Below are 19,907 nucleotides of genomic sequence, written 5' to 3'. Positions count from 1 at the left end.
ACTGCTCCTCCCTGGCCGCCGCCGGGCCCTCCCCGCCCGGCCGGCCGCGCCGCGAGGACGACCCGCCCGCGCCGGTGTCGGCGTACGGCCGCAGCAAGCTCGCCGGTGAGGAGGCGCTGCGCGCCGTGGCCGCCGCCGTGCCCGGCACCGTCGTCCGCCCGCCGATCGTCTACGGCCCCGGCGACGCCGACTTCCTGCCCGCCCTGCTCGCCGCGGTGCGCGGCGGCGTGCTGCCCGTGTGCGGCTTCGGCCCGCGCCGCTGCTCGCTGATCCACGTCGACGACCTGTGCCGCGTCCTGATCGCCGCGGCCGACCGCGGCTCGACCGTCACCCCCCGCCCCTCCTCCCGCGGGATCTACCACGCCGGCGACGGCGCCGGGCACCGCTGGCAGGACCTCGCGGCGGCCGTGGCGAGGCTGACCGGCCACCGCCCGCCCACCACCGTCCCCCTGCCCCGCCCGGTGGCGTACGCCGCCGCCTGGGGCGCCGAGGCGGCCGCGCGGGTACGGGGACGGCCGTCGGCGCTCTGCCGCGACAAGGTCCGCGAACTGGCCCGCCCCGCCTGGACCTGCGGCCACGAGCGGGCCGCCCGCGAACTCGGCTTCACCCCGGGGGCCCTGTGGCCCGCGGGCCTCGCCGACGCCCTGCGCACCACGCCCGGCACCACCCCCGCACCGGCATCCGCCCCCGAGAGGAACCAGCGTTGACGACCCGGCCCCGCACCGCACAGCCCCGCACCACCCGGCCCCGCAGCGGCCGAGCCGAACACCTGCGGGCCTCCCCGCCCCTGTTCCGCTCCCCGCTCCTGGACCGCCTCACCCGCGTCCACCCGGCCGTGCCCGCCGCCCTGTACGGTCCCCTGGCCGTCCTGCTCGCCGCCCTGGCCGTGCCCCGCCTGGGCTGGGCGGCCCTGGCCTGGCACGCCCTGCTCGGCTACGCGCTGTGGACGCTGACGGAGTACTGGGTGCACCGGGCCCTCTTCCACCTGAACCCCCGCAGCGCGCGCGGCAGACGGCTGCACTGGCTGGTGCACGGCGTCCACCACGACCACCCCGACGACCCGCGCCGCCTGGTCATGCCGCCCCTGGCCAGTCTGGTGCTGACCGGCATCCCCTTCGCCGCCCTCCACCTGGCCCTGGACGGCGGCGCGGCCAACGCCGTCGCCGCCGGGTTCACCGCCGGATACGTCCTCTACGACGAGCTGCACTTCCTCCTGCACCGCCCCGGCCCGCCCACCGCGCTCGGACGCCGTCTGCGCAGGCACCACCTGCGGCACCACTTCCAGGACGACAGCCGCGGCTTCGGGGTGAGCTGCCCCTACTGGGACCACGTCTTCGGCACCGCGCCGGAGCGTACGGCGGCGGAGCGTACGGCGGCGGGCGGAGCGACCGGCGGGGCGGCGGCGCGCTGACGCCGGTCCCGCGCCCGGCGGCGGACGCGGGACCGGAGCGGGGCCGGGGACCGGGCGGCCTCAGGCCGCCCGGAGCACCACGGAGACGTTGTGGCCGCCGAACCCGAAGGAGTTGCTGACGGCCGCGCGGACGCGCTGTTCGCGCACCGCCTTGGTCACCAGATCGATGTCGAACTCCGGCGCGGGCGCGTCGGTGTTGGCCGTCGGCGGCACGGCGGACCGCTCGATGCTCAGGACCGTGAGCACCGCCTCCACCGCGCCCGCGGCGCCCAGCGAGTGCCCCAGGACGCCCTTGGCCGAGGTCACGCTCGGGCCGTGGCCGAAGACCCTGGCGATCATGCTCGCCTCCGCCGCGTCGCCCAGCGGGGTGGAGGTGGCGTGCGCGTTGACGTGGTCGACGTCCCCCGGTCCCAGGTCCGCGTCGGCCAGCGCCGCGGTCACCGCCAGCTCCGCGAACCGGCCCTCGGGGTGCGGCGCGGTGGGGTGAAGCGCGTCGGTGCTGGTGCCGCAGCCGGCCAGCAGGGCGCGTGGGCGCACACCGCGCGCCCGCGCGTCCGCCGCCCGCTCCAGCACCAGGACGGCGGCGGCCTCGGCCATGACGAACCCGTCGCTGTCCGCGGCGAACGGCCGCGACGCCGCCGCCGGATCGCCGGTGCGGGCGGACAGCGCCCCGGCCCGCTGGAACCCGGACACCACCAGGGGCGTGACCGCGGCCTCCGTACCGCCCGCCAGGACGACGTCGCACAGACCGGCGGCCAGCCAGTCGCGCGCCACCGCCAGCGCGCTGGCGCCCGAGGCGCATGCGGTGGAGACCGCCAGGCTCGGACCGCGCGCCCCCAGGGCGAGCGCGACCTCCCCGGCCGCCATGTTCGGCAGCAGCCTCGGGATGACCACCGGCGACACCGCCTCGGCCCCCTCCCGCCGCATCCGGGCGAACTCCGCCTCCCAGGTGCCGGCGCCGCCCAGACTGCACCCGACGGCCGTGCCCACCCGGACCCCGTCCCAGGCGGACGGGTCCAGCCGCGCGTCCCGCAGCGCCTCGTCGGCCGCCGCCAGCGCGATCCGCGTGAAACGGTCCTGGCGCCACAACTGCCGCCGCCGCGCCCGGTCGGCGACCTCCACCTCGGGGGCGCGGCAGCTGAAGTCGACCGGCAGACCGGCCAGTTCGGCGTCGCGGGACGCCGTGGGAGCGGCGGCGCAGACCCGGCGCCAGGTCTCCTCCACCCCGGCCCCGGCCGGGGTGACCGCCCCCAGGCCGGTCACCGCGATGTCCGCGCGGGTCACCGCGGAGCCACCGCCGTACCCGCGCCCCAGGCGGCCTCGACCGCGTCGGCGATCTCCCCCAGCGTCGTGTCCAGGGTGATCTGGTCGTCACCGAACGGCACACCGGTGCTCTCCCGCAGGGTCAGGGCGAACTCGACCCGCCCCAGGGAGTCCAGATCGATCTCCTCCAGCGTGGCACCGGGCGACAGCTCGCCCTCGGTGAACTGGAACTTGCCGACCAGGATGTCCGCAACGACGCCGTATGCCTTGCCCATCGGGCCTCCTCGCGCGCTCAACTCGGGCCGGCCGGAACCGGCCCCCTTCCGCGCCCCATCCTTGTGGCTCGGCACGGCCCGGCCGGGAGCGGAGCGGCCCGGCAAGCGCATTTCACCCGTACGAGGCAGCGGGCTCCGGCGGACACCGCTCGGGCCCGGCCCTCCGGTGTGCCGGAGGGCCGGGCCCGTGGTGTGCGTCCGCGCCCGCGGGCGCGGTACGGGCGAGGCGGGAGTTACCGCTGCCCGCCGCCGCTGTTCCGACCGCCCTTGCGGCCGGCCTCGGATGCCTTCTCGCGGTCGTCGGCGAAGTTGCCGCCGCTCTCGTGACCGCCCTGGCGGCCCGCCTCCGCGGCGCGCTGCGGGTCGTTGGCGAAGTTGCCGCCGCTCTCGTGACCACCCTGGCGGCCGGCCTCGGCCGCACGCTCACGGTCGTTGGCGAAGTTACCGGGGTTGTTGGAGTTGCTGGACGCAGCCATGACTGCTCCCTTCACTCGTCGTTCTGCAGGTCCCTTCGCAGCATCGGGTGCCCGGCCCGTCCGGGCGTAATCACCACAAAACACATCAAAAGTCGCCCATGTTCGGAGTCGCCGCCCCTCACGTGTCGTCAACTCCCGTTCAGCACACGGAACCCTGGGTTCCGCAGCGAGTGACGGCCGAAACCGCCGTGCGCGGCATCCGATGGGACACCGGCCCCCGGCAAAGGCTTGCTAGGCTCACCCGCCCATGGACACCGACACGGAGGACGGCACGCCGATCGCCGTCCCGCCGGGGCGGGTGACGCTGTCGGACCGCCGCACACAGCGCAGTTGGCGAGTCGACCTCGCGCCCTACCGGATCGCGCCCTTTCCCATCACCCGGGCACGGTACGCGCAGGTCACCGGATCACCGCCCGACGCCGCGCAAGGCGGCCGGCTGCCCGTCGAGGGCGCCTCGTGGCTGGACGCGGTCCGGTTCTGCAACGCCCTGTCCCTGCGCGAGGGGCTGCCCCCCGCCTACCACCGCCTCCCCCCGGACGGTGACGACGACGGGGACGGCACGGGCGTCGAGTGGGACGAGCGCGCCGACGGGTACCGGCTGCCGACCGAGGCCGAGTGGGAGTACGCCTGCCGCGCGGGCACGGCCGGTCCGCGCTACGGCCCGCTCGACGAGATCGCCTGGCACCGCGGCAACTCCGGTGGACGCGTCCACGCCGTGGGCGGCAGGCGGCCCAACGACTGGGGCCTGTACGACATGATCGGCAACGTCTGGGAGTGGTGCTGGGACCGCTACGACCCCGAGGTCTACGGCGCCTACCGGGTGCTGCGCGGCGGCGGGTGGTTCGACGAGCACTGGAGTTGCCGGGCCTCGGTGCGCCGCCGCAGCCACCCGTCTCTGCGGATCGACGACGTGGGCTTCCGTCTCGCACGCTCCCTTCCGCGCTGACGCGCGGTGCGGTGTGGTGCGGCCGAGGCATGGCCGCTGTCCGCCGGGAGATCTTCAAAGTATTACAAGACGCTTGGCACACTTTTCTTGCGCACGGTGGAGTGGCGGAGAACCGGCCCGCCCGGCACGGGTGTTAGCGTCCGAGCACATGGACGACAACGTGTACACGGGCAGCGCCGGGCCGGACGCGGCGCTGGACCGGGGCTGGCTGCTGGGCCACTTCAAGGACGCGGGCGACATCCGGCACAGCGAGGCGCTGGAGATCAAGTGGGGCGTCCACCCGCGCGGCGAGCGGCGGCGGCAGTGGGTGCGCGGCGAGGAGCGCACCACCTTCCAGATCCTGGTCGAGGGCCGTTTCCGCGTCGAGTTCCCCGGCCGCAGCGTCGTCCTGGCCGAGCGGGGCGACTACGTGGTGTGGGGCCGGGGTGTGGACCACTCCTGGGTCGCCGAGGAGGACTCCACGCTGCTGACGGTCCGCTGGCCCTCCGTCCCCGGCTACGCGCTGCCGCCGCAGGAGTGAGACCGGGCCGGTGTCGTGGCCGTGTCGCGGGGGCTGCGAGCGGCGCTCGCGGCGCCGCCCCCTGCTCCACCGCCCCCTGCTCCGCCGCTCCCCCGTGTCACCGGGCGCCCGGCTCGCCCCGGCCGGTCCGCCGCCGGCCCTGCACGCCCCGCGGCCGGTTCCCGTCCGCAGAGGGAGACGGCCCCGGCGCCGTCCGGGGGAAGGCCCGCCGGTACTCGCCCGGCGACACCCCGACCTGTCGGAGGAAGTGGTGGCGGAGGTTGTTCGCCGTGCCCAGGCCGCTCAGCTCCCCGATCCTCTCGATCGGCAGGTCCGTCGATTCCAGCAGGCTCTGGGCCCGTGCCAGGCGCTGGTTGAGGAGCCACTGCAACGGGGTCGTCCCGGTGGCCGCACGGAGCCGCCGGTGGAGGGTCCGCGTGCTCATCGCGGCGCGCCGGGCCAGGTCCTCGACCGTGAGGGGCCGGTCCAGATGCGCACGGGCCCAGTCGAGTACGGGCCCCAGGCCCCCGTCGTCGGTGTCGGGGACGGACAGGTCGATGAACTGCGCCTGGCCGCCGGGCCGGTGGGCGGGCACCACCATCCGGCGGGCCAGTTGGTTGGCGATGTGCGCGCCCAGGTCGCGGCGTACCAGGTGGAGGCAGAGGTCGAGCCCGGCGGTCAGCCCGGCGCTGGTGAGCACATCACCGTCGTCCACGTACAGCACCGAGTCGTCGACCCGCACCTTCGGGTAGCGGGCGGCCAGTTGGGCGGTGTGCATCCAGTGGGCGGTGGCCCGCCGCCCGTCGAGCAGTCCGGCCTCGGCGAGCGCGAAGGCCCCGGTGCACAGGGAGACCATGCGGGCGCCCGCGTCGTAGGCGCGGCGCAGAGCGGTGATCAGCGCCGGCGGCAGCGGTCTGCCCTCGTCGACGCAGGGGTCGGGGACCGAGGGCACGATGACCGTGTCGGCGCCGACGAGGTCGTCGAGCCCGTGGCGGGTTCGCAGCGACAGTCCGGTGCCGGCCGGCGAGCCGTCCGGCGGGGCCTCCCCCGCGCCGCACAGCCGCAGTTCGTACCAGGGGTCGGCCAGATCGGGCTGCGGCTTCCCGAACACGGTGCAGGGGATGCTCAGTTCGTACAGGTCCCATGAGGGGACCTTGATGTCCTCGGCCACGACCACGGCGACGGAACCAGGATTCACGCCCCGAAGCGTATGGCAGGAATTTGGCGGTCGCCGTCACCGGCGTCACTGTTCCCGGCCGATGCCCGCTGCGATCTTTGGTCCATACGTGACCGACCGCCGCAGGCGGACGTACAGGGAGTAGCGACATGCATTCCGATCACCCGGCGGTGACCGTCCTCGGGCTGGGCTCGATGGGTTCGGCGCTGGCCGCCGTCCTGTTGGAGCGCGGCCATGAGACCACCGTGTGGAACCGCTCGCCGCACAGGGCCGTGCCGTTGACGGACCGGGGCGCCCGCCTGGCCGCGACACCCGGGGAGGCGGTCGCGGCGAGCCCGCTGACCATCGCCTGCGTACTGGACTACGAGGCGCTGCACGCCGTCCTCGGTCCCGTGGCCGGCTCCCTCGCGGGCAGGGCTCTGGTCAACCTCACCTCCGGTTCCCCCGAACAGGCCCGGGAGACCGCCGCGTGGGCCCGGTCGCACTCCGCCGATTACCTGGACGGCGCGATCATGACCACTCCGCCAGGGGTGGGCAGCCCCGAGAGGATGTTCCTCTACAGCGGTCCCCGCGATGTCCTCGAAGCCCACCGTCCGACCCTGGCGGCCTTGGGCGACCCTCTGCACCTGGGCGCCGACCCGGGCCTGGCTTCCCTCTACGACACCGCCCTGCTCGGCCTGATGTGGTCCACCATGACCGGGTGGCTGCACGGCACCGCCCTGGTCGGCGCGGAGGGGACGCCGGCCGCGGCCTTCACCCCCGTCGCGGTCCGCTGGCTGACCGCCGTGGCCGGTTTCATGACCACCTACGCACCCCAGGTGGACGCCGGCCGCTACCCGGGCGACGACGCCACCGTGAACGTGCAGATCGCGGCCATCGGCCACCTCGTCCACGCCGCGGCCGCCCGCGGCGTGGACAACGCCCTGCCCGAACTGCTGAAGTCCGCCATGGAACGGGCCAGGGACGCGGGCCACGGCTCCGACAGCTACGCGAGTCTGATCGAGGTCCTGAGGCACCCGGCGGAGGAGAGGTGACCGCGACACCGAAGGCCGCCCCCCGTCACATGCCGGCCCCGGCGGCCTCCTCCACCGCGCCGTGGACGGACCTTCTGAGCACCGCCGCCGACGACTGCCTGACCGCCCTCCTCGAAGGAGCCGACCGGGACTGGGCACGCCCCGCCCTCGGCCCCGACTGGACCTGCCGCCAGACCCTCGACCATCTCGCCCTCGGCCTGACCGGCTATGCCGGTCTGCTCATCGCCCGTCCCCAGGACCGCTACATCACCCTCTTCGCCTCACTCGATCCCCGGGCCCCCGTACCCGCCTGCCTGGAGGGCCTGCGCATCGCCGCGTCCCTCCTCGCCTCCACCGTCCGCGACACCCCCGCCGACGTACGCGCCTGGCATCCCTGGGGACACTCCGACGCCGCAGGCTTCGCAGCCATGGGAGTCACCGAACTGGTCGTCCACACCTACGACGTCACCCGCGCCCTCGGTCTGCCCTGGGCCCCGTCCGAGGCGCTCGGCACCGCCGTCCTCGCCCGCCTCTTCCCCGGCGCCCCCTCCGGGCACGGCCCCTTCGACACCCTGCTGTGGTGCACCGGCCGCATCCCGCTCCCCGGCATGCCCCGGCGCACGGACTGGCAGTGGGACGGGACGGTGCGCTGACCTCCCTGGAGTGCCCGTCGGCCGCTTCCGGCCCGCACCCCGTGCGGTGGGGCCGGCGGGCGGTCAGCGGGCGGTTATGACCAGCGCCGCGCTGTCGTCCTCGCTGGGGGCGGCGTCGTCCGAGAACCGGTCGACGGAGGCGACCACCTCGTCGAGGAGTTCCCGGGCGCCCGCGCCGCCGCCGCGGCCGGCGCGGGCGAGGGCGGCGGCGAGGCCGTCCTCGCCCAGGAACCGGCCGTCGGCCGACCGGGCCTCGGTGAAGCCGTCGGTGACCAGGAACAGGGTCTCCTCCGGCCGCAGGGCCAGCCGCACCGTGCGAACGGCCGGATCGGGGGCGACGCCGAGCAGCATGCCCCCGGCCGTGACCTCCTCCACCCGCCGGCCGCGCCGTACCAGGGGCGGGACGTGGCCGGCCCGGACGAGTTCCACCTCCAGCCCGTCCCCTCCGGGGGTCATCCGCCCGTAGACGAGGGTGACGAAGGCGCTGCCGTGCCGGACGCCCTCCAGCAGGGCGGTGTTGACCTCCGCGACCACCCTGGCGGGGTCGTCGACGAGCCGGGCGACGGCGCGGGCGGTGTGGCGGACCAGTCCGGTGACGGTGGCGGCCGGCGCACCCCGCCCGCACACGTCGCCGATCATGAACGCCCAGCGGCCGCCGCCCAGCGGGAAGACGTCGTAGAAGTCGCCGCCGACCTCCAGCCCCTCGCCGGCGGGCCGGTAGTAGGTGGCGACCTCGGCGCCGGGGACGGCGGGCGGCTCGGGCGGCAGCAGGCCGGCCTGGAGGTCGCGGGCCATCCGCACGCGCTCGGTGTACTGGCGCGCGTTGTGGGCGATGACGGCGGTGCGGCGGGCGAGTTCCTCGGCGAGGGCGACGGCGCGCCCCTGGAGGGGGTGGTCCTCGGTGAACAGCAGGGTCAGTACGGCGAAGGGGCCCTCGCGCCAGCTCAGCGGGACGCACACGTAGCCGGTGACGCCCAGTTCCCGCCAGGGGCCCGGGGACGGCGGCACGCGGCGGGCGACCTCCGTCGCCCCGGTGGCCAGCACCCGGGCGGCGGTCTCGCCGTCCGGGCGGAGCACGGTCCGCGAGGCCGCCTTTGGCCACCGTTCGCCGCGGCCCTCGGCGACGGCCGCGGCGACCCTCGTCAGCCGCCCGCCGTCGAGCACGTCCACCGCGCTCATCGGCGCCAGCGCCGGGACGCTCAGTTCGGCCAGCCGGTGCAGGCTGTCGCGGAGGTCGAGGTCGCGGCCGATGCGGGTGCTGGCCTCCAGGACGAAGGCGAGGTCCTGCCGGGCGGCCCGCTCCTTGGCCTCGGCACGCTCGCGGGCCTGCTTGGTCTCGTGGCGCTCCACCGCCAGGGCGGCGGTGCGGGCGAAGGCGGCGGCCAGGGCCAGATCCGTCTCGCGGGGCACGAGCGGGACCCGGTGGTACATCGCGAAGGTGCCCAGCAGCCGTCCGTCCGTCCCCGTGATCGGGGTGGACCAGCAGGCGGCCAGCCCCGCCCGCAGGGCCGGCTCGCGGAAGTCCTCCCAGTACGGGTGGGTGGCGATGTCGGCGACGACGACCGTCTCGCGGCGGTGGGCCGCGGTGCCGCACGAGCCGACGCCCTCCCCCGTGGCGATGCCGTCGATGGCCCGGTTGTAGAAGTCCGGCAGGCTCGGCGCGGCGCCGTGGCGCAGGTGGCGGCCGTCGGGGTCGGCGAGGAGCACCGAGACCAGGACCCCGGGGCTGAGCTCCTCGATGGCGGTGGTCATGGCGCGCAGGACGTCCTCCACGGGCGCGTCCAGGGCGATCTGCTCCAGCAGGGCCCGCTGCTCGGCGGCGAACTGCCGGGCGTGCCGGATCGCCGTGGTGTCCACGCCCAGGACGGTGACGCCGACCGCCCGCCCGCCCGGCTCCCGGCGCGGTTCGTAGGTGAAGTCGTAGTACGCCTCGTTCATCGCCTCCGGCGGGCCCAGCAGGACCCTGGCGCCCTGGGCGGTGTAGGGGCGGCCGGTGCGGTGGACGGCGTCCAGCAGGCCGATGATCCCCTGCCCGACGAGTTCGGGGGCCAGTTCGGCCAGGGGGAGGCCGGTGGTCTCCTTCCTGCCCAGGGCCCGGAAGAAGGCGGGGTTGGCCGTCTCCACGACATGGCGCCGGCCCGACAGCTCGGCGAAGACGGCGTCGGAGGCGCGGAACAGGCCACGCGTCTCGTCGTCACCGGGCGGACCGGGGTGCGGGCCGGGGTGCGGGCCGGGGTGCGGACCGTCCACCGGCTCCGCGGCGGCCCCGCTCATCGCGGTGGTCCTCCGCGTCGCCTGCCCCTTCATCGGCGTTCCCCACTTCGCTGCGAACCCGGGCCCGCCCGTACAGGCCGGCCCCCGCGGCCCGTTCCGGCCCTGGCCGGCGGCCGGATCCGGCCCGGACCGCGGCCGCACCGAACGGGCGGCACTTCGATCCTCCGGTACGGGCTGCGGTAAGTCCAGCACGTGCCGGAAGCCCTCGCCCCCGCCGTGCCGCACGCCCGTGCCCGTTCGGGCGGGCCGGCGGGTTCCGGTCCGCCCGGCCGCGGGCGCGCGGCACGGCGGGGCGGGGCTAGGCGGCCTTGCCCCTGTCGTCGCGGTCCTCGTCGACGATCTCGGCGTCCACCACGTCGTCGTCCGCGCCGCCGGCCTTGGCGCCCTCGGTCCTGGCACCTTCGGCTCCGGCACCGGCTCCGGCTCCGGCGCCGCCCGCTGCCTGCTGTCCCTGGGCGTCGGCGTACAGGGCCTGGCCCAGCTTCTGGCTGGTGGCCGCGACCTTCTCGGAGGCCTCGCGGACGGCCGCTGTGCTGTCGCCCCCGGCGGACTCGCCCTTGAGCTTCTCCTTCAGCTCCGCCACCGACGCCTCGACCTCGGACCTGACGTCCCCGGGCACCTTGTCCTCGTTGTCCTTGAGGAACTTCTCGGTGGTGTACACCAGCTGCTCGGCCTGGTTGCGGGTCTCGGCCGCCTCCCGGCGCCGGTGGTCCTCCTCCGCGTACTGCTCGGCCTCCCGCATCATCCGCTCGATGTCGTCCTTGGGCAGCGCCGAACCGCCGGTCACGGTCATCCGCTGCTCCTTGCCCGTGCCCAGGTCCTTGGCGGACACGTGCATGATGCCGTTGGCGTCGATGTCGAAGGTGACCTCGATCTGCGGCACCCCGCGCGGCGCCGGCGGCAGCCCGGTCAGCTCGAACATGCCCAGCTTCTTGTTGTACGCCGCGATCTCCCGCTCGCCCTGGTACACCTGGATCTGCACGCTGGGCTGGTTGTCCTCGGCGGTGGTGAAGATCTCCGAGCGCTTGGTCGGGATCGTGGTGTTGCGCTCGATCAGCTTGGTCATGATGCCGCCCTTGGTCTCGATCCCCAGGGACAGCGGGGTGACGTCCAGCAGCAGGACGTCCTTGACCTCGCCCTTGAGCACACCGGCCTGCAGCGAGGCGCCGATGGCCACCACCTCGTCCGGGTTGACGCCCTTGTTCGCCTCCTTGCCGGTGAGGTCGCGGACCAGGTCCGTCACCGCGGGCATCCGCGTGGACCCGCCGACCAGGACGACGTGGTCGATGTCGGAGACCGAGATCCCCGCGTCCTTCACGGCCTGGTGGAAGGGCCCCTTGCAGCGCTCCAGCAGGCCGGCGGTGAGCTGCTGCAGCTGGACCCGGGTGAGCTTCTCGTCCAGGTGCAGCGGACCCGCGTCCGACGCGGTGATGTAGGGCAGGCTGATGGTCGTCTCCGTGGCGGAGGACAGCTCGATCTTCGCCTTCTCCGCCGCCTCGCGCAGCCGCTGGACGGCCATCTTGTCCTTGGCCAGGTCCACGCCGTACGCGTTCTTGAACTGCTTGACCAGGTGGTCGACGATCCGCTGGTCCCAGTCGTCGCCTCCCAGGTGCGTGTCGCCGTTGGTGGCCTTCACCTCCACGACGCCCTCGCCGATCTCCAGCAGCGAGACGTCGAAGGTGCCGCCGCCGAGGTCGAAGACCAGGACCGTCTGGTCCTCCTTCTCCAGGCCGTAGGCCAGGGCCGCGGCCGTGGGCTCGTTGATGATCCGCAGGACGTTCAGGCCCGCGATCTCGCCGGCCTCCTTCGTCGCCGTGCGCTGGGCGTCGTTGAAGTAGGCGGGGACGGTGATCACCGCGTCGGTGACCTTCTCGCCCAGGTACGCCTCGGCGTCCCGCTTCAGCTTCTGCAGCACCCGCGCGGAGATCTCCTGCGCGGCGTACCGCTTGCCGTCCACGTCCCCCGTCGCGGGGAAGCGCCAGCCCTCCTCGCCCATGTGCCGCTTGACCGAGCGGACGGTGCGCTCCACGTTCGTCACCGCCTGCCGCTTGGCGACCTCGCCCACCAGCACCTCGCCGTTCCTGGCGAACGCCACCACCGAGGGTGTGGTCCTGGCGCCCTCGGCGTTGGCGACGACCGTGGGCTCGCCGGCCTCCAGTACGGACACCACGGAGTTGGTGGTGCCCAGATCGATGCCTACCGCTCGTGCCACTTGTGGTCCCTCCTCTCGCCACCGCCGCCCACCGGCGCGCGGTCCGGGAACCGGGCGTCTTCTGCCTGCACTTCCTGCATAAAACTTGAGTCGCTTCATGTCAAGCACAGCCCGGTGCGGCCGGTGTGGCCGGGGCGGCCACCGCAGGAGCCGTAACGACCTTTGGCCGTCGTCCGCGCCGTCGTCCGCGAACGACGGCCCCGGAGGCGCGCAGGCCGCTCGAGGGGTTCGGCTCCCCTCCCAGGTCCGCTCCCGGGTCCGCTTCCTCCGTGGCGCAGGCGCCGTCTGCGGTCATGGGCGGCTCTCCCGGTGCTGTGCTGTACGCGCGGTCTCCACTCGCGGCCGAACCCGCCCAGAGCCACCGAAGGGCCGCACCCCGCCGCCCGGGGTGCGCGTACGGTCACCCGGCGTACGCGGATTGCCCTCGGAGCGCGGGCGGTCAGCGCGGCGGCTCGAAGGGGGCCTCGCCCTCCTGGCCGTAGTAGGCGTGCAGCAGCGAGATCCGGGCGACCCGCAGCCCTTGCGCCACCGCCTCCCGCGCCGCATCCCGCCCGGTGAAGTCCCGCCGCTCCCGCTCGTGTTCGACGAACGGCTCGATGACGGGCTGGGCGTACAGCAGCGGCAGGTCGCCGCCGTCCCGGACCAGTGTGACGACGAGATGGTCGCCGGTGCGGGCGTCGCGGTACCCGTACCGTTCGGAGGAAGGGGCGAAGTTCATCGGGAGCGGCTCCGGCGAGCCGGTCCACCGGTCCTCGCCGAGCGCCTCCGTCCACTTCTCACCGACCTCCTTCGGGTCGCCGTCGAGGACGACGTACCGCTCCAGCCGCCACTGGCAGCTCAGCGGGCCGGGCGGCTCGCCCTCGAAGGCGGGGTGGCGCAGGCAGTGGTCCTTCGCGGCGGTGCCGAGCTGCCGCGACACGCCCGGCAGGCCGTCGACGATCTCCTCCAGGCGGCGTTCGCCCTCCGGCCCGGCCTCGCGGCTGGCCGCGTCGACCTCGCCGGTCCGCGACAGGACGTCCATCGGCTCGGCCAGCCACACGTAGCCGTACCACCCCGCCGCCGCCGGGGCCGCCAGTGCGGCCGCCGCCACTGCCGCGCCGACGATCCCGCGCCGCACCCGCGATCCGGTCTTCCCCGTCACCTTCGAATCCCCCGCATCCCTCGTCACCGGGCGGCCGCGCCCCGCCCACGGCACCACGCTATGCCCCCGCCCGCGCGGCGCCCGGCCGCGCGGGGGCGCCGTGCGGGCGGGGGCAGGCGGGTCAGGCGGGCAGGGAGGCGAGCCAGTCGGTCAGCAGGCGGTTGACCTCGGCTGGGCGCTCCTGCTGGATCCAGTGGCCGCAGCCGTCGAGGATGTGGGAGGAGACCAGGCCGGGCAGCGTGACCGGGTACGCCTCGATCGCGTCGGCCAGCCAGACCGTGGAGGCGTCCAGGCCGCCGCCGACGAACAGCGAGGGCTGGGTGAGGGGGGCGCCGTCGAAGGTTGCGAGGTCTTCCCAGTCGCGGTCCATGTTGCGGTAGCGGTTGAGTGCTCCGGTGAAGCCGGTGCGCTCGAACTCCCCGGCGTAGAAGTCGAGTTCCTCCTCACCCAGCCAGGCGGGCAGCCGACCGGCGGGGAACCGCTCCCGCATCGTCGCGCCCCTGCCGACGAAGTGCGGGTCGGGGGCGCCGGGGACGGGCATGGTGTCGGCGGACAGGGCCGCGTAGAGGCCCGCGAGCCAGCCGCGCACATCGGGCTCGATCTCGGCCTCGGCGCGGCCGGGCCGCTGGAAGTAGGAGACGTAGAGCTCCTCCTCCCCTCCCATCCGCGCGAAGACGTCGCCGGGGCGCGGCCCGCCGCGCGGGGTGTAGGGGACGCTCAGCAGCCCCACGGCGCGGAAGACCTCCGGTCTGAGCAGCGCGGAGTTCGCGGCGATGGGCGAACCCCAGTCGTGGCCGACGACCACCGCCGTCTCCTCGCCCAGGGCGCGCACCACCGCGACGTTGTCCTCCACCAGGTGGAGCATCCGGTAGGCGTCCGTCGCAACCGGTTTGGAGGAGCGGCCGTAGCCGCGCACGTCGATCGCGACCGCGCGGTATCCCGCCGCCGCGATGGCCGGCAACTGGTGGCGCCAGGAGTACCAGGACTCCGGGAAGCCGTGGACGAGCAGCACCAGCGGCCCGCTTCCCTGCTCCACCAGGTGGATCCGGCCCCCCTGCGAGGGCACCGACCGGTGGGTGGTCTCCGCGGCGTGTCGCCCGTCGTGCTGCGGCATGGGGCCTCCTCAGGGGCCGTGGGACGCCGCCGCGGTGCGGGCCGGTCTTCTCCGGCCCACCGGCGGCTCGGCTCCGATCATGTGGGAGATCCGGCCCGGAGGGCGAACCCGTTTGCCGGTCCGGCAAGCACGGGTCCGGCGACATTCGGCGGAGCGGCGTCTCCCCGCGCGGCGGAGCGCGTTGCCCGTGCGTCATGTGGCGGGTTCCGGGGCGGAGGACCGGCGAGTGGTGTCCCGCCGGGCGATGGCCTCGGCCACCTGCTCTACGGCGGTGCGCAGGATGTCGCCGTAGGCGCCCTGGGGGAGGTCGGGAGTGTATCTGCGGGCCGCGTCGATGTGTTCGGCGGCTGCGTCGAACGACCCGAGCCGGCGGTAGTCGTCGGCGAGGTTGAGGTGCAGGGAAGGGTAGAAGGCGGCGGCGCTCAGACCGGCGTGGTGCTCCTGAAGGCGCCGCTCGGTCACGGCGTCGGCGGCGTCCAGGGCCCGGACGTCCCAGGCCAGGGCCTGGGCGGGGTCCTCGTGGAGGTCCGCCAGGTGGTGCGCGAGGGTGCAGCGGTGCAGCGGGTCGCCGGTGACGCCGATCGCGGACCACAGGTCCAGGAGTTTGCGGCGGGCGGCCTCCGCCTCGCCGGTCTGTCCCTCGGCGACGGCGGCGCCGATGGCCTCCATCGTCGGGTCGGGGGCGGCGGGTGTGGTGGAGGTAGTGGAGGTGGTGGTCACTGGGGTGCTCCTTGTCGTTCTGGGTCAGGCACGGTGGTCGGGGTTGACGGGCATGGCCCAGGTGGTGAGGCCGCCGCGGTCGGCGGAGCGGACCGTGACGGGCAGGTCGGCCCCGCGCAGGTCGAGCATCACGTCGGGGCCGATGGCGGTGCCGACGGCCGGGTAGAGGGTGGTCAGCTCGAAGGAGATCCGCACCTCCCGTCCCGTCACGGTGGCCGGAAGCAGGGTGCCGGGGTGTTCGCCGGCCGCCGGGAGGGTCAGGCCGTGCCGGGTGGCGTGCAACTCGACCCGCTCGCCCGGGTGTTCCTCCAGGGCCCGCAGCAGCGCGTCCTTCGCCGCCGTCGCGCGGGTGGTGGCCTCCGGCAGGGACGCGAGCATCAGGTGATGGTCGGGGAACTCCTCCGTCAGCAGCCGGCAGTGACGGTCCTCCCGTCCCGCCATGCGCAGCCGGACGCCGTGCGGCGCCGCCTCGATGCGTACCAGCGCGCTGCGGCGCATCTCGCCGGTCACGGCCCGCAGTTCGTCGCCGTCGATTGTGGCGGCCCAGGCCGTGGCCGCCGGTTCGGCGGGGACGAGCGTCCGGGTCGAGAGCCGGTACCGGTCGGTCGCGGTCAGCGTGACCGCCTCGGCGGTCGCCTCGACGCGCAGTCCGCCGAGCACCGGCATCCCCGGATCGCACGCGGTCGCGGTCAGGACCCGCTCGACCGCGTCGGCCAGTACGGGCCCCTTCAGCGCGGCGACCGGCCGGCTCGGCGCGCCGTGGAGCGAGGACTTGAGCGCGGCGGCGTCCCTCCGTACCGCCGCCGCGTCCCCTATGACCTTCGCGACGTGCTCGTCGATCAGCCTGGACGCCTCGCCGGGCCCGGCGTCGAGCACCGCCCCGGCGGTGGCCAGCGGCATGGCGATCTGGCGGAGCCGGCGGAGGGTGGTGGCCCGTGGCACCTGGTCGGCGCCGTAGTAGCGGTAGCCCGAGGCCGGATCGGTCTCGGCGGGCGGCAGCAGCCCGGAGTCGGCGTAGAACCGCAGCGCGCTGGGGGTCAGACCGGTGCGCTGGGCGAAGACCCCGATGGGCATCAGCTCGGAATTCGGCACCCCGTCATCGTCGGGCTTCAAGCGGGTCGAAAGTCAACAGCGGCCGGTGCGGCGGCGATGACCGACGAGGACCGGCGCTTCGCGAGGGGACGTCCGCCCGCGCTGGACGGTCGGGACGGACGGTCGGGGCGGCTGGGGTCGGAGGAAGGAGGGAGATCCACTCTCCGCCACCTTCAACCTATAGCGCACCGGGGGCCTTGCGGCAAGGCCCGGGTCGTGCCGCAGAATCGTCGCCCTGGGCCGGAACCTGCGCAAAAGACGGGTTTCACAGAGTACGTGCGCCTTCGCGTGCTCATGGGACGCACGGAGCGGCCGGCTTGGACCGACACTCTTCACATGGGGGAATCCGTGATCGACGTGATCATCGCCGGCGCCGGACCGACCGGTCTGATGCTGGCCTGCGAGCTGCGGCTGCACGGCGTGCGCGTGGTGGTGCTGGAGAAGGAGACGGAGCCGACCAGGGTCGTCCGCGCGCTCGGCCTGCACGTGCGCAGCATCGAGGTGATGGACCAGCGCGGTCTGCTGGGCCGGTTCCTCGCGCACGGCAGGCAGTACCCGGTCGGCGGCTTCTTCGCCGGCATCCCCAAGCCCTCGCCCGACCGGCTGGACACCGCGCACGCCTATGTCCTGGGCATCCCGCAGCCGGTCACCGACCGCCTGCTGGCCGAGCGCGCCGCCGAGCTGGGCGCCGAGATCCGGCGCGGCTGCGAGGTGACGGGGCTGGAGCAGGACGAGGACGGGGTGACCGTCGCGCTGGCCGACGGTACGCGGCTGCGCTCGCGCTACGCCGTCGGCTGCGACGGCGGCCGCAGTACGGTGCGCAGACTGCTCGGCGTCGGCTTCCCCGGCGAGCCCGCCGGGGTCGAGACGCTGCTGGGCGAGATGGAGGCGACCGAGGACCCGGCGGTGATCGCGTCCGTGGTGGCCGATGTGCGCAGGACCCAGCTGCGGTTCGGCGTCGGGCCCGTCGAGGAGGGGATCTACCGAGTCGTCGTACCGGCCGAGGGGCTGGCCGAGGACCGCACCGTACCGCCGACCCTGGAGGAGGTCAGGCGGCGGCTGCGGGCGGTCGCCGGCACCGACTTCGGAGTGCACTCGCCGCGCTGGCTCTCCCGCTTCGGCGACGCCACCCGGCAGGCCGAGCGCTACCGGGACGGCCGGGTGCTGCTGGCCGGCGACGCCGCCCACGTCCACCCGCCGGTCGGCGGGCAGGGCCTCAACCTCGGCATCCAGGACGCGTTCAACCTCGGCTGGAAACTGGCCGCCGAGGTCGCCGGCCGGGCACCGGACGGGCTGCTGGACAGCTACCACGCCGAACGGCACCCGGTGGCCGCCGACGTGCTGGACAACACCCGCGCGCAGATGGTGCTGATGTCCACCGAGCCCGGCCCGCGGTCGGTGCGCCGGATGGTGTCGGAGCTGATGGACTTCGAGGAGGTCAACCGGCATCTGACCGAGAAGATCACCGCGATCTCGGTCCGCTACGACTTCGGCGGAGGGCACGGGCTGCTCGGCCGGCGGCTGCGGGACATCGGTCTGAAGCGGGGCCGCCTGTACGGGCTGATGCACGGCGGACGCGGACTGCTGCTGGACCAGACCGGCCGGCTGTCGGCGGCGGGCTGGACGGACCGCGTCGACCATGTCGTCGACGTCAGCGAGGAGTTGGAGGCGCCCGCGGTGCTGCTGCGGCCGGACGGCCATGTGGCGTGGGCGGGCGAGGACCAGGCCGGGCTGCTCGACCACCTGCCCAGGTGGTTCGGGCCCGCCACCGCCTCCTGAGCCCGGGAGCGGGGGCGGGGCGTGGGGGCGAGCCCCGGGGCCGCCGCCTCAGCCGTCGGGTGACTCGCCTCCCGCCCCGCCCTCCTCGGGCTTTTCCCTTGCCGCCGCCGGCGTCGGCGGCGCCCCGTTCCGTCCGGCGCTTCGGAGGTACCGGCATCCGAAGAAGGACTCGCCAAGCTGTCGCCCCAGCTCGCAGGCGGGAAGGCCCCGCCCGTTTGGCGTCCCACCACTGCCATCCCCCGGAGTCGTCGTCGGGGTCCAAGCGGCAGAGCCGGTTCCGGAGCGACCAGGGCCGGCTCCCCGCGTGGGTCTCATGCGGGGTTCCGCCTCCCGTCCCGCCGTGTCGATCACGTCACACCGCCGGCGAAGCGGCGGGCCGCCTCCGCGCGGACGCCCCCGCCCGGAGAACGCCCGGTGTACGGCCCCATCACCGGGCGGCCGCGCGGAGGCGGGGGCCCACGAAGGGGCCCGCCCGGGGTCCACCCGGGGCTCACGCGGGGCACGGGTGGGGCTCGTGTGCGGCATAAGGCCTGCTTGCCAACGCTTCCGCCCGCGCACTACTGTCGCCACGCCTTGGTGAACGGGAAATCCGGTGCGATACCGGTGCGGCCCTCGCCACTGTGATCGGGAAGTCCGGCTCCAGCCCTCGCGGGCGGCCACTGGGTCCTTCGGGACCCGGGAAGGCGGAGCCCGGGCGGTGTCACCCGTCAGCCAGGAGACCGGCCAAGGCGCGTCAACCATCCACGAGGTGCTGGAGAGGGTCTGTCCGGTCATGCACATAGCCGAGGGCTTCCTGCCCCCCGCGCACGCGGTCGCCTGGGGCGTCGCGTCCGCGCCGTTCATCGTCCACGGAGTCCGCAGTCTCACCCGTGAGGTCAGGGAGCATCCCGAGAGCACTCTGCTCCTGGGCGCCTCCGGGGCCTTCACGTTCGTCCTGTCGGCCCTGAAACTGCCCTCGGTGACCGGGAGTTGCTCGCACCCCACCGGCACGGGGCTGGGCGCCTTCCTGTTCCGGCCGCCGATGATGGCGGTGCTGGGCACCATCACGCTCCTCTTCCAGGCGCTGCTGCTCGCACACGGCGGCCTGACCACGCTGGGCGCCAACGCCTTCTCGATGGCGATCGTCGGCCCCTGGGCCGGATACGCCCTCTACAGGCTGCTGCGGCGGTACGGCGCACCGCTGATGACGGCCGTCTTCTCAGGCGCCTTCGCCGCCGACCTTTCCACCTACTGCGTCACCAGCGCGCAGCTCGCGCTGGCCTTCCCCGACCCGGTCAGCGGGTTCTGGGGCGCGCTCGGCAAGTTCGGCTCCATCTTCGCCCTCACGCAGATCCCCCTCGCGGTGAGCGAGGGGCTCCTGACGGTGTTCGTGATGCGGCTGCTGGTGCAGTCCAGCCGGGGCGAACTGGTCCGGCTGGGCGTGCTCCCGCCCGGCGGAAGTGCCGGGACCGGGAAGAAGGCCGGCAGCGGGGCGGTGGCGTGATGAAGAGGAACACCGCGGTCAACGCCCTGCTGCTGCTCGCCGTGGCCGCGCTCGCGGTCCTGCCCCTGGCCCTCGGTCTCGGGGACCACAAGGAGGAGCCGTTCACCGGTGCGGACGCCGAGGCGGAGACGGCGATCACCGAGATCGAGCCGGACTACGAGCCGTGGTTCGCGCCGCTGTACGAACCGCCGTCCGGTGAGGTGGAGTCGGCGCTGTTCGCCCTGCAGGCCGCGCTCGGCACGGGCGTTCTCGCCTACTACTTCGGCCTGCGCCGCGGGCGCCGCCAGGGCGAGCGGCGTGCCGCGGAGGCCCGGCCGGAGGAGACCGGACGCGCCGCGGGCGCCGCCGGGGACCTCGAGACCCGGGAGGCCTGAGCCCC

19 protein-coding genes and 1 riboswitch are annotated in these 19,907 nt (G+C 74.7%); of the genes, 9 read left to right on the top strand and 10 right to left on the bottom strand.

The window, feature by feature from the left end:
• A partial coding sequence (locus ACLIYP_RS14870) for an NAD-dependent epimerase/dehydratase family protein (protein WP_412713607.1) occupies window positions 1–707 on the top strand: 707 nt, incomplete at its 5' end.
• The gene (locus tag ACLIYP_RS14865; RefSeq protein ID WP_412713606.1) at window positions 704–1,411 is read left to right on the top strand and encodes a sterol desaturase family protein; all 708 of its coding nucleotides are present in this window, start codon (window positions 704–706) and stop codon (window positions 1,409–1,411) included. The genes ACLIYP_RS14870 and ACLIYP_RS14865, both read left to right, overlap by 4 nt.
• A gap of 60 nt (window positions 1,412–1,471) precedes the next feature.
• Here the strand turns inward: ACLIYP_RS14865 and ACLIYP_RS14860 are convergent, their stop codons facing one another.
• From ACLIYP_RS14860 to ACLIYP_RS14845, 3 genes are all read right to left on the bottom strand, one after another.
• The gene (locus tag ACLIYP_RS14860; protein ID WP_412713605.1) at window positions 1,472–2,695 is read right to left on the bottom strand and encodes a beta-ketoacyl-[acyl-carrier-protein] synthase family protein; all 1,224 of its coding nucleotides are present in this window, start codon (window positions 2,693–2,695) and stop codon (window positions 1,472–1,474) included.
• Window positions 2,692–2,949 carry an acyl carrier protein gene (locus ACLIYP_RS14855; RefSeq protein WP_177214033.1) on the bottom strand — a complete coding sequence of 86 codons (258 nt, stop codon included), beginning with the start codon at window positions 2,947–2,949 and terminating at the stop codon, window positions 2,692–2,694. The genes ACLIYP_RS14860 and ACLIYP_RS14855 overlap by 4 nt, the downstream gene beginning before the upstream one ends.
• A gap of 233 nt (window positions 2,950–3,182) precedes the next feature.
• Entirely contained in the window at window positions 3,183–3,425 is a 243-nt protein-coding gene (locus ACLIYP_RS14845) for a con-10 family general stress protein (protein WP_459076345.1), read from the bottom strand.
• Window positions 3,426–3,672: 247 nt separating this feature from the next.
• On the opposite strand from ACLIYP_RS14845, the gene ACLIYP_RS14840 reads away from it, so the two are divergent.
• A complete protein-coding gene (locus ACLIYP_RS14840; protein ID WP_412713604.1) occupies window positions 3,673–4,371 on the top strand; it encodes a formylglycine-generating enzyme family protein in 699 nt (232 codons plus the stop codon).
• A 148-nt stretch (window positions 4,372–4,519) separates the two neighbouring features.
• Window positions 4,520–4,891: a cupin domain-containing protein gene (locus ACLIYP_RS14835; protein WP_412713603.1), complete on the top strand. Its 372-nt coding sequence runs from the start codon at window positions 4,520–4,522 to the stop codon at window positions 4,889–4,891.
• A gap of 97 nt (window positions 4,892–4,988) precedes the next feature.
• Here the strand turns inward: ACLIYP_RS14835 and ACLIYP_RS14830 are convergent, their stop codons facing one another.
• Window positions 4,989–6,047 (bottom strand): GlxA family transcriptional regulator, encoded by a 1,059-nt coding sequence (locus ACLIYP_RS14830; RefSeq protein WP_412713611.1) that lies wholly within the window; start codon window positions 6,045–6,047, stop codon window positions 4,989–4,991.
• Between the two features lie 149 nt (window positions 6,048–6,196).
• On the opposite strand from ACLIYP_RS14830, the gene ACLIYP_RS14825 reads away from it, so the two are divergent.
• On the top strand, window positions 6,197–7,081 hold the full coding sequence (locus tag ACLIYP_RS14825; protein ID WP_412713602.1) for an NAD(P)-dependent oxidoreductase: 885 nt from the start codon (window positions 6,197–6,199) through the stop codon (window positions 7,079–7,081).
• Window positions 7,078–7,713 carry a maleylpyruvate isomerase N-terminal domain-containing protein gene (locus ACLIYP_RS14820; RefSeq protein WP_412713601.1) on the top strand — a complete coding sequence of 212 codons (636 nt, stop codon included), beginning with the start codon at window positions 7,078–7,080 and terminating at the stop codon, window positions 7,711–7,713. The genes ACLIYP_RS14825 and ACLIYP_RS14820 overlap by 4 nt, the downstream gene beginning before the upstream one ends.
• A gap of 63 nt (window positions 7,714–7,776) precedes the next feature.
• Here ACLIYP_RS14820 and ACLIYP_RS14815 read toward each other — a convergent pair whose 3' ends face one another.
• From ACLIYP_RS14815 to ACLIYP_RS14790, 6 genes are all read right to left on the bottom strand, one after another.
• Window positions 7,777–9,987 (bottom strand): SpoIIE family protein phosphatase, encoded by a 2,211-nt coding sequence (locus tag ACLIYP_RS14815; protein WP_412713600.1) that lies wholly within the window; start codon window positions 9,985–9,987, stop codon window positions 7,777–7,779.
• 298 nt (window positions 9,988–10,285) lie between these two features.
• A complete protein-coding gene (gene dnaK, locus ACLIYP_RS14810; protein ID WP_412713599.1) occupies window positions 10,286–12,199 on the bottom strand; it encodes a molecular chaperone DnaK in 1,914 nt (637 codons plus the stop codon).
• Between the two features lie 439 nt (window positions 12,200–12,638).
• A complete protein-coding gene (locus ACLIYP_RS14805; protein WP_412713598.1) occupies window positions 12,639–13,340 on the bottom strand; it encodes a hypothetical protein in 702 nt (233 codons plus the stop codon).
• 121 nt (window positions 13,341–13,461) lie between these two features.
• Complete coding sequence (locus ACLIYP_RS14800) at window positions 13,462–14,454, bottom strand: alpha/beta fold hydrolase (RefSeq protein WP_412713597.1); 993 nt, start codon at window positions 14,452–14,454, stop codon at window positions 13,462–13,464.
• Between the two features lie 192 nt (window positions 14,455–14,646).
• Window positions 14,647–15,123, bottom strand: coding sequence for a hypothetical protein (locus tag ACLIYP_RS14795; RefSeq protein WP_412713610.1), 477 nt, complete (start codon window positions 15,121–15,123; stop codon window positions 14,647–14,649).
• 75 nt (window positions 15,124–15,198) lie between these two features.
• Window positions 15,199–16,266 (bottom strand): DNA polymerase III subunit beta family protein, encoded by a 1,068-nt coding sequence (locus ACLIYP_RS14790; RefSeq protein WP_412713596.1) that lies wholly within the window; start codon window positions 16,264–16,266, stop codon window positions 15,199–15,201.
• Window positions 16,267–16,614: 348 nt separating this feature from the next.
• Between ACLIYP_RS14790 and rox the strand changes: the two genes are divergently transcribed.
• The 3 genes from rox (at window position 16,615) to ACLIYP_RS14775 (ending at window position 19,902) form a co-directional block, all read left to right on the top strand.
• On the top strand, window positions 16,615–18,045 hold the full coding sequence (rox, locus tag ACLIYP_RS14785) for a rifampin monooxygenase (protein ID WP_412713609.1): 1,431 nt from the start codon (window positions 16,615–16,617) through the stop codon (window positions 18,043–18,045).
• Window positions 18,046–18,602: 557 nt separating this feature from the next.
• Window positions 18,603–18,787, top strand: a riboswitch (cobalamin riboswitch).
• Window positions 18,788–18,817: 30 nt separating this feature from the next.
• On the top strand, window positions 18,818–19,528 hold the full coding sequence (locus tag ACLIYP_RS14780; RefSeq protein ID WP_412713608.1) for an energy-coupling factor ABC transporter permease: 711 nt from the start codon (window positions 18,818–18,820) through the stop codon (window positions 19,526–19,528).
• A complete protein-coding gene (locus ACLIYP_RS14775; RefSeq protein ID WP_412713595.1) occupies window positions 19,528–19,902 on the top strand; it encodes an energy-coupling factor ABC transporter substrate-binding protein in 375 nt (124 codons plus the stop codon). Before ACLIYP_RS14780 ends, ACLIYP_RS14775 begins: the two co-directional genes overlap by 1 nt.
• The last annotated feature ends 5 nt before the right edge of the window (window positions 19,903–19,907 follow it).

Source organism: Streptomyces nanhaiensis (assembly GCF_046614825.1).
Classification (GTDB): domain Bacteria; phylum Actinomycetota; class Actinomycetes; order Streptomycetales; family Streptomycetaceae; genus Streptomyces; species Streptomyces radiopugnans.
The sequence above is the reverse complement of the archived record's forward strand: the minus strand, read 5'-3'. Positions and strand labels throughout refer to the sequence as shown.

Bases quoted from the DNA above. Each gene is read 5' to 3' on its own strand.
- ACLIYP_RS14855 (WP_177214033.1), bottom strand. From the start codon at position 2,949: ATGGGCAAGGCATACGGCGTCGTTGCGGACATCCTGGTCGGCAAGTTC.
- ACLIYP_RS14845 (WP_459076345.1), bottom strand. From the start codon at position 3,425: ATGGCTGCGTCCAGCAACTCCAACAACCCCGGTAACTTCGCCAACGAC.
- ACLIYP_RS14840 (WP_412713604.1), top strand. From the start codon at position 3,673: ATGGACACCGACACGGAGGACGGCACGCCGATCGCCGTCCCGCCGGGG.
- ACLIYP_RS14835 (WP_412713603.1), top strand. From the start codon at position 4,520: ATGGACGACAACGTGTACACGGGCAGCGCCGGGCCGGACGCGGCGCTG.
- ACLIYP_RS14825 (WP_412713602.1), top strand. From the start codon at position 6,197: ATGCATTCCGATCACCCGGCGGTGACCGTCCTCGGGCTGGGCTCGATG.
- ACLIYP_RS14815 (WP_412713600.1), bottom strand. From the start codon at position 9,987: ATGAGCGGGGCCGCCGCGGAGCCGGTGGACGGTCCGCACCCCGGCCCG.
- ACLIYP_RS14800 (WP_412713597.1), bottom strand. From the start codon at position 14,454: ATGCCGCAGCACGACGGGCGACACGCCGCGGAGACCACCCACCGGTCG.
- ACLIYP_RS14795 (WP_412713610.1), bottom strand. From the start codon at position 15,123: ATGGAGGCCATCGGCGCCGCCGTCGCCGAGGGACAGACCGGCGAGGCG.
- ACLIYP_RS14780 (WP_412713608.1), top strand. From the start codon at position 18,818: ATGCACATAGCCGAGGGCTTCCTGCCCCCCGCGCACGCGGTCGCCTGG.
- ACLIYP_RS14775 (WP_412713595.1), top strand. From the start codon at position 19,528: ATGAAGAGGAACACCGCGGTCAACGCCCTGCTGCTGCTCGCCGTGGCC.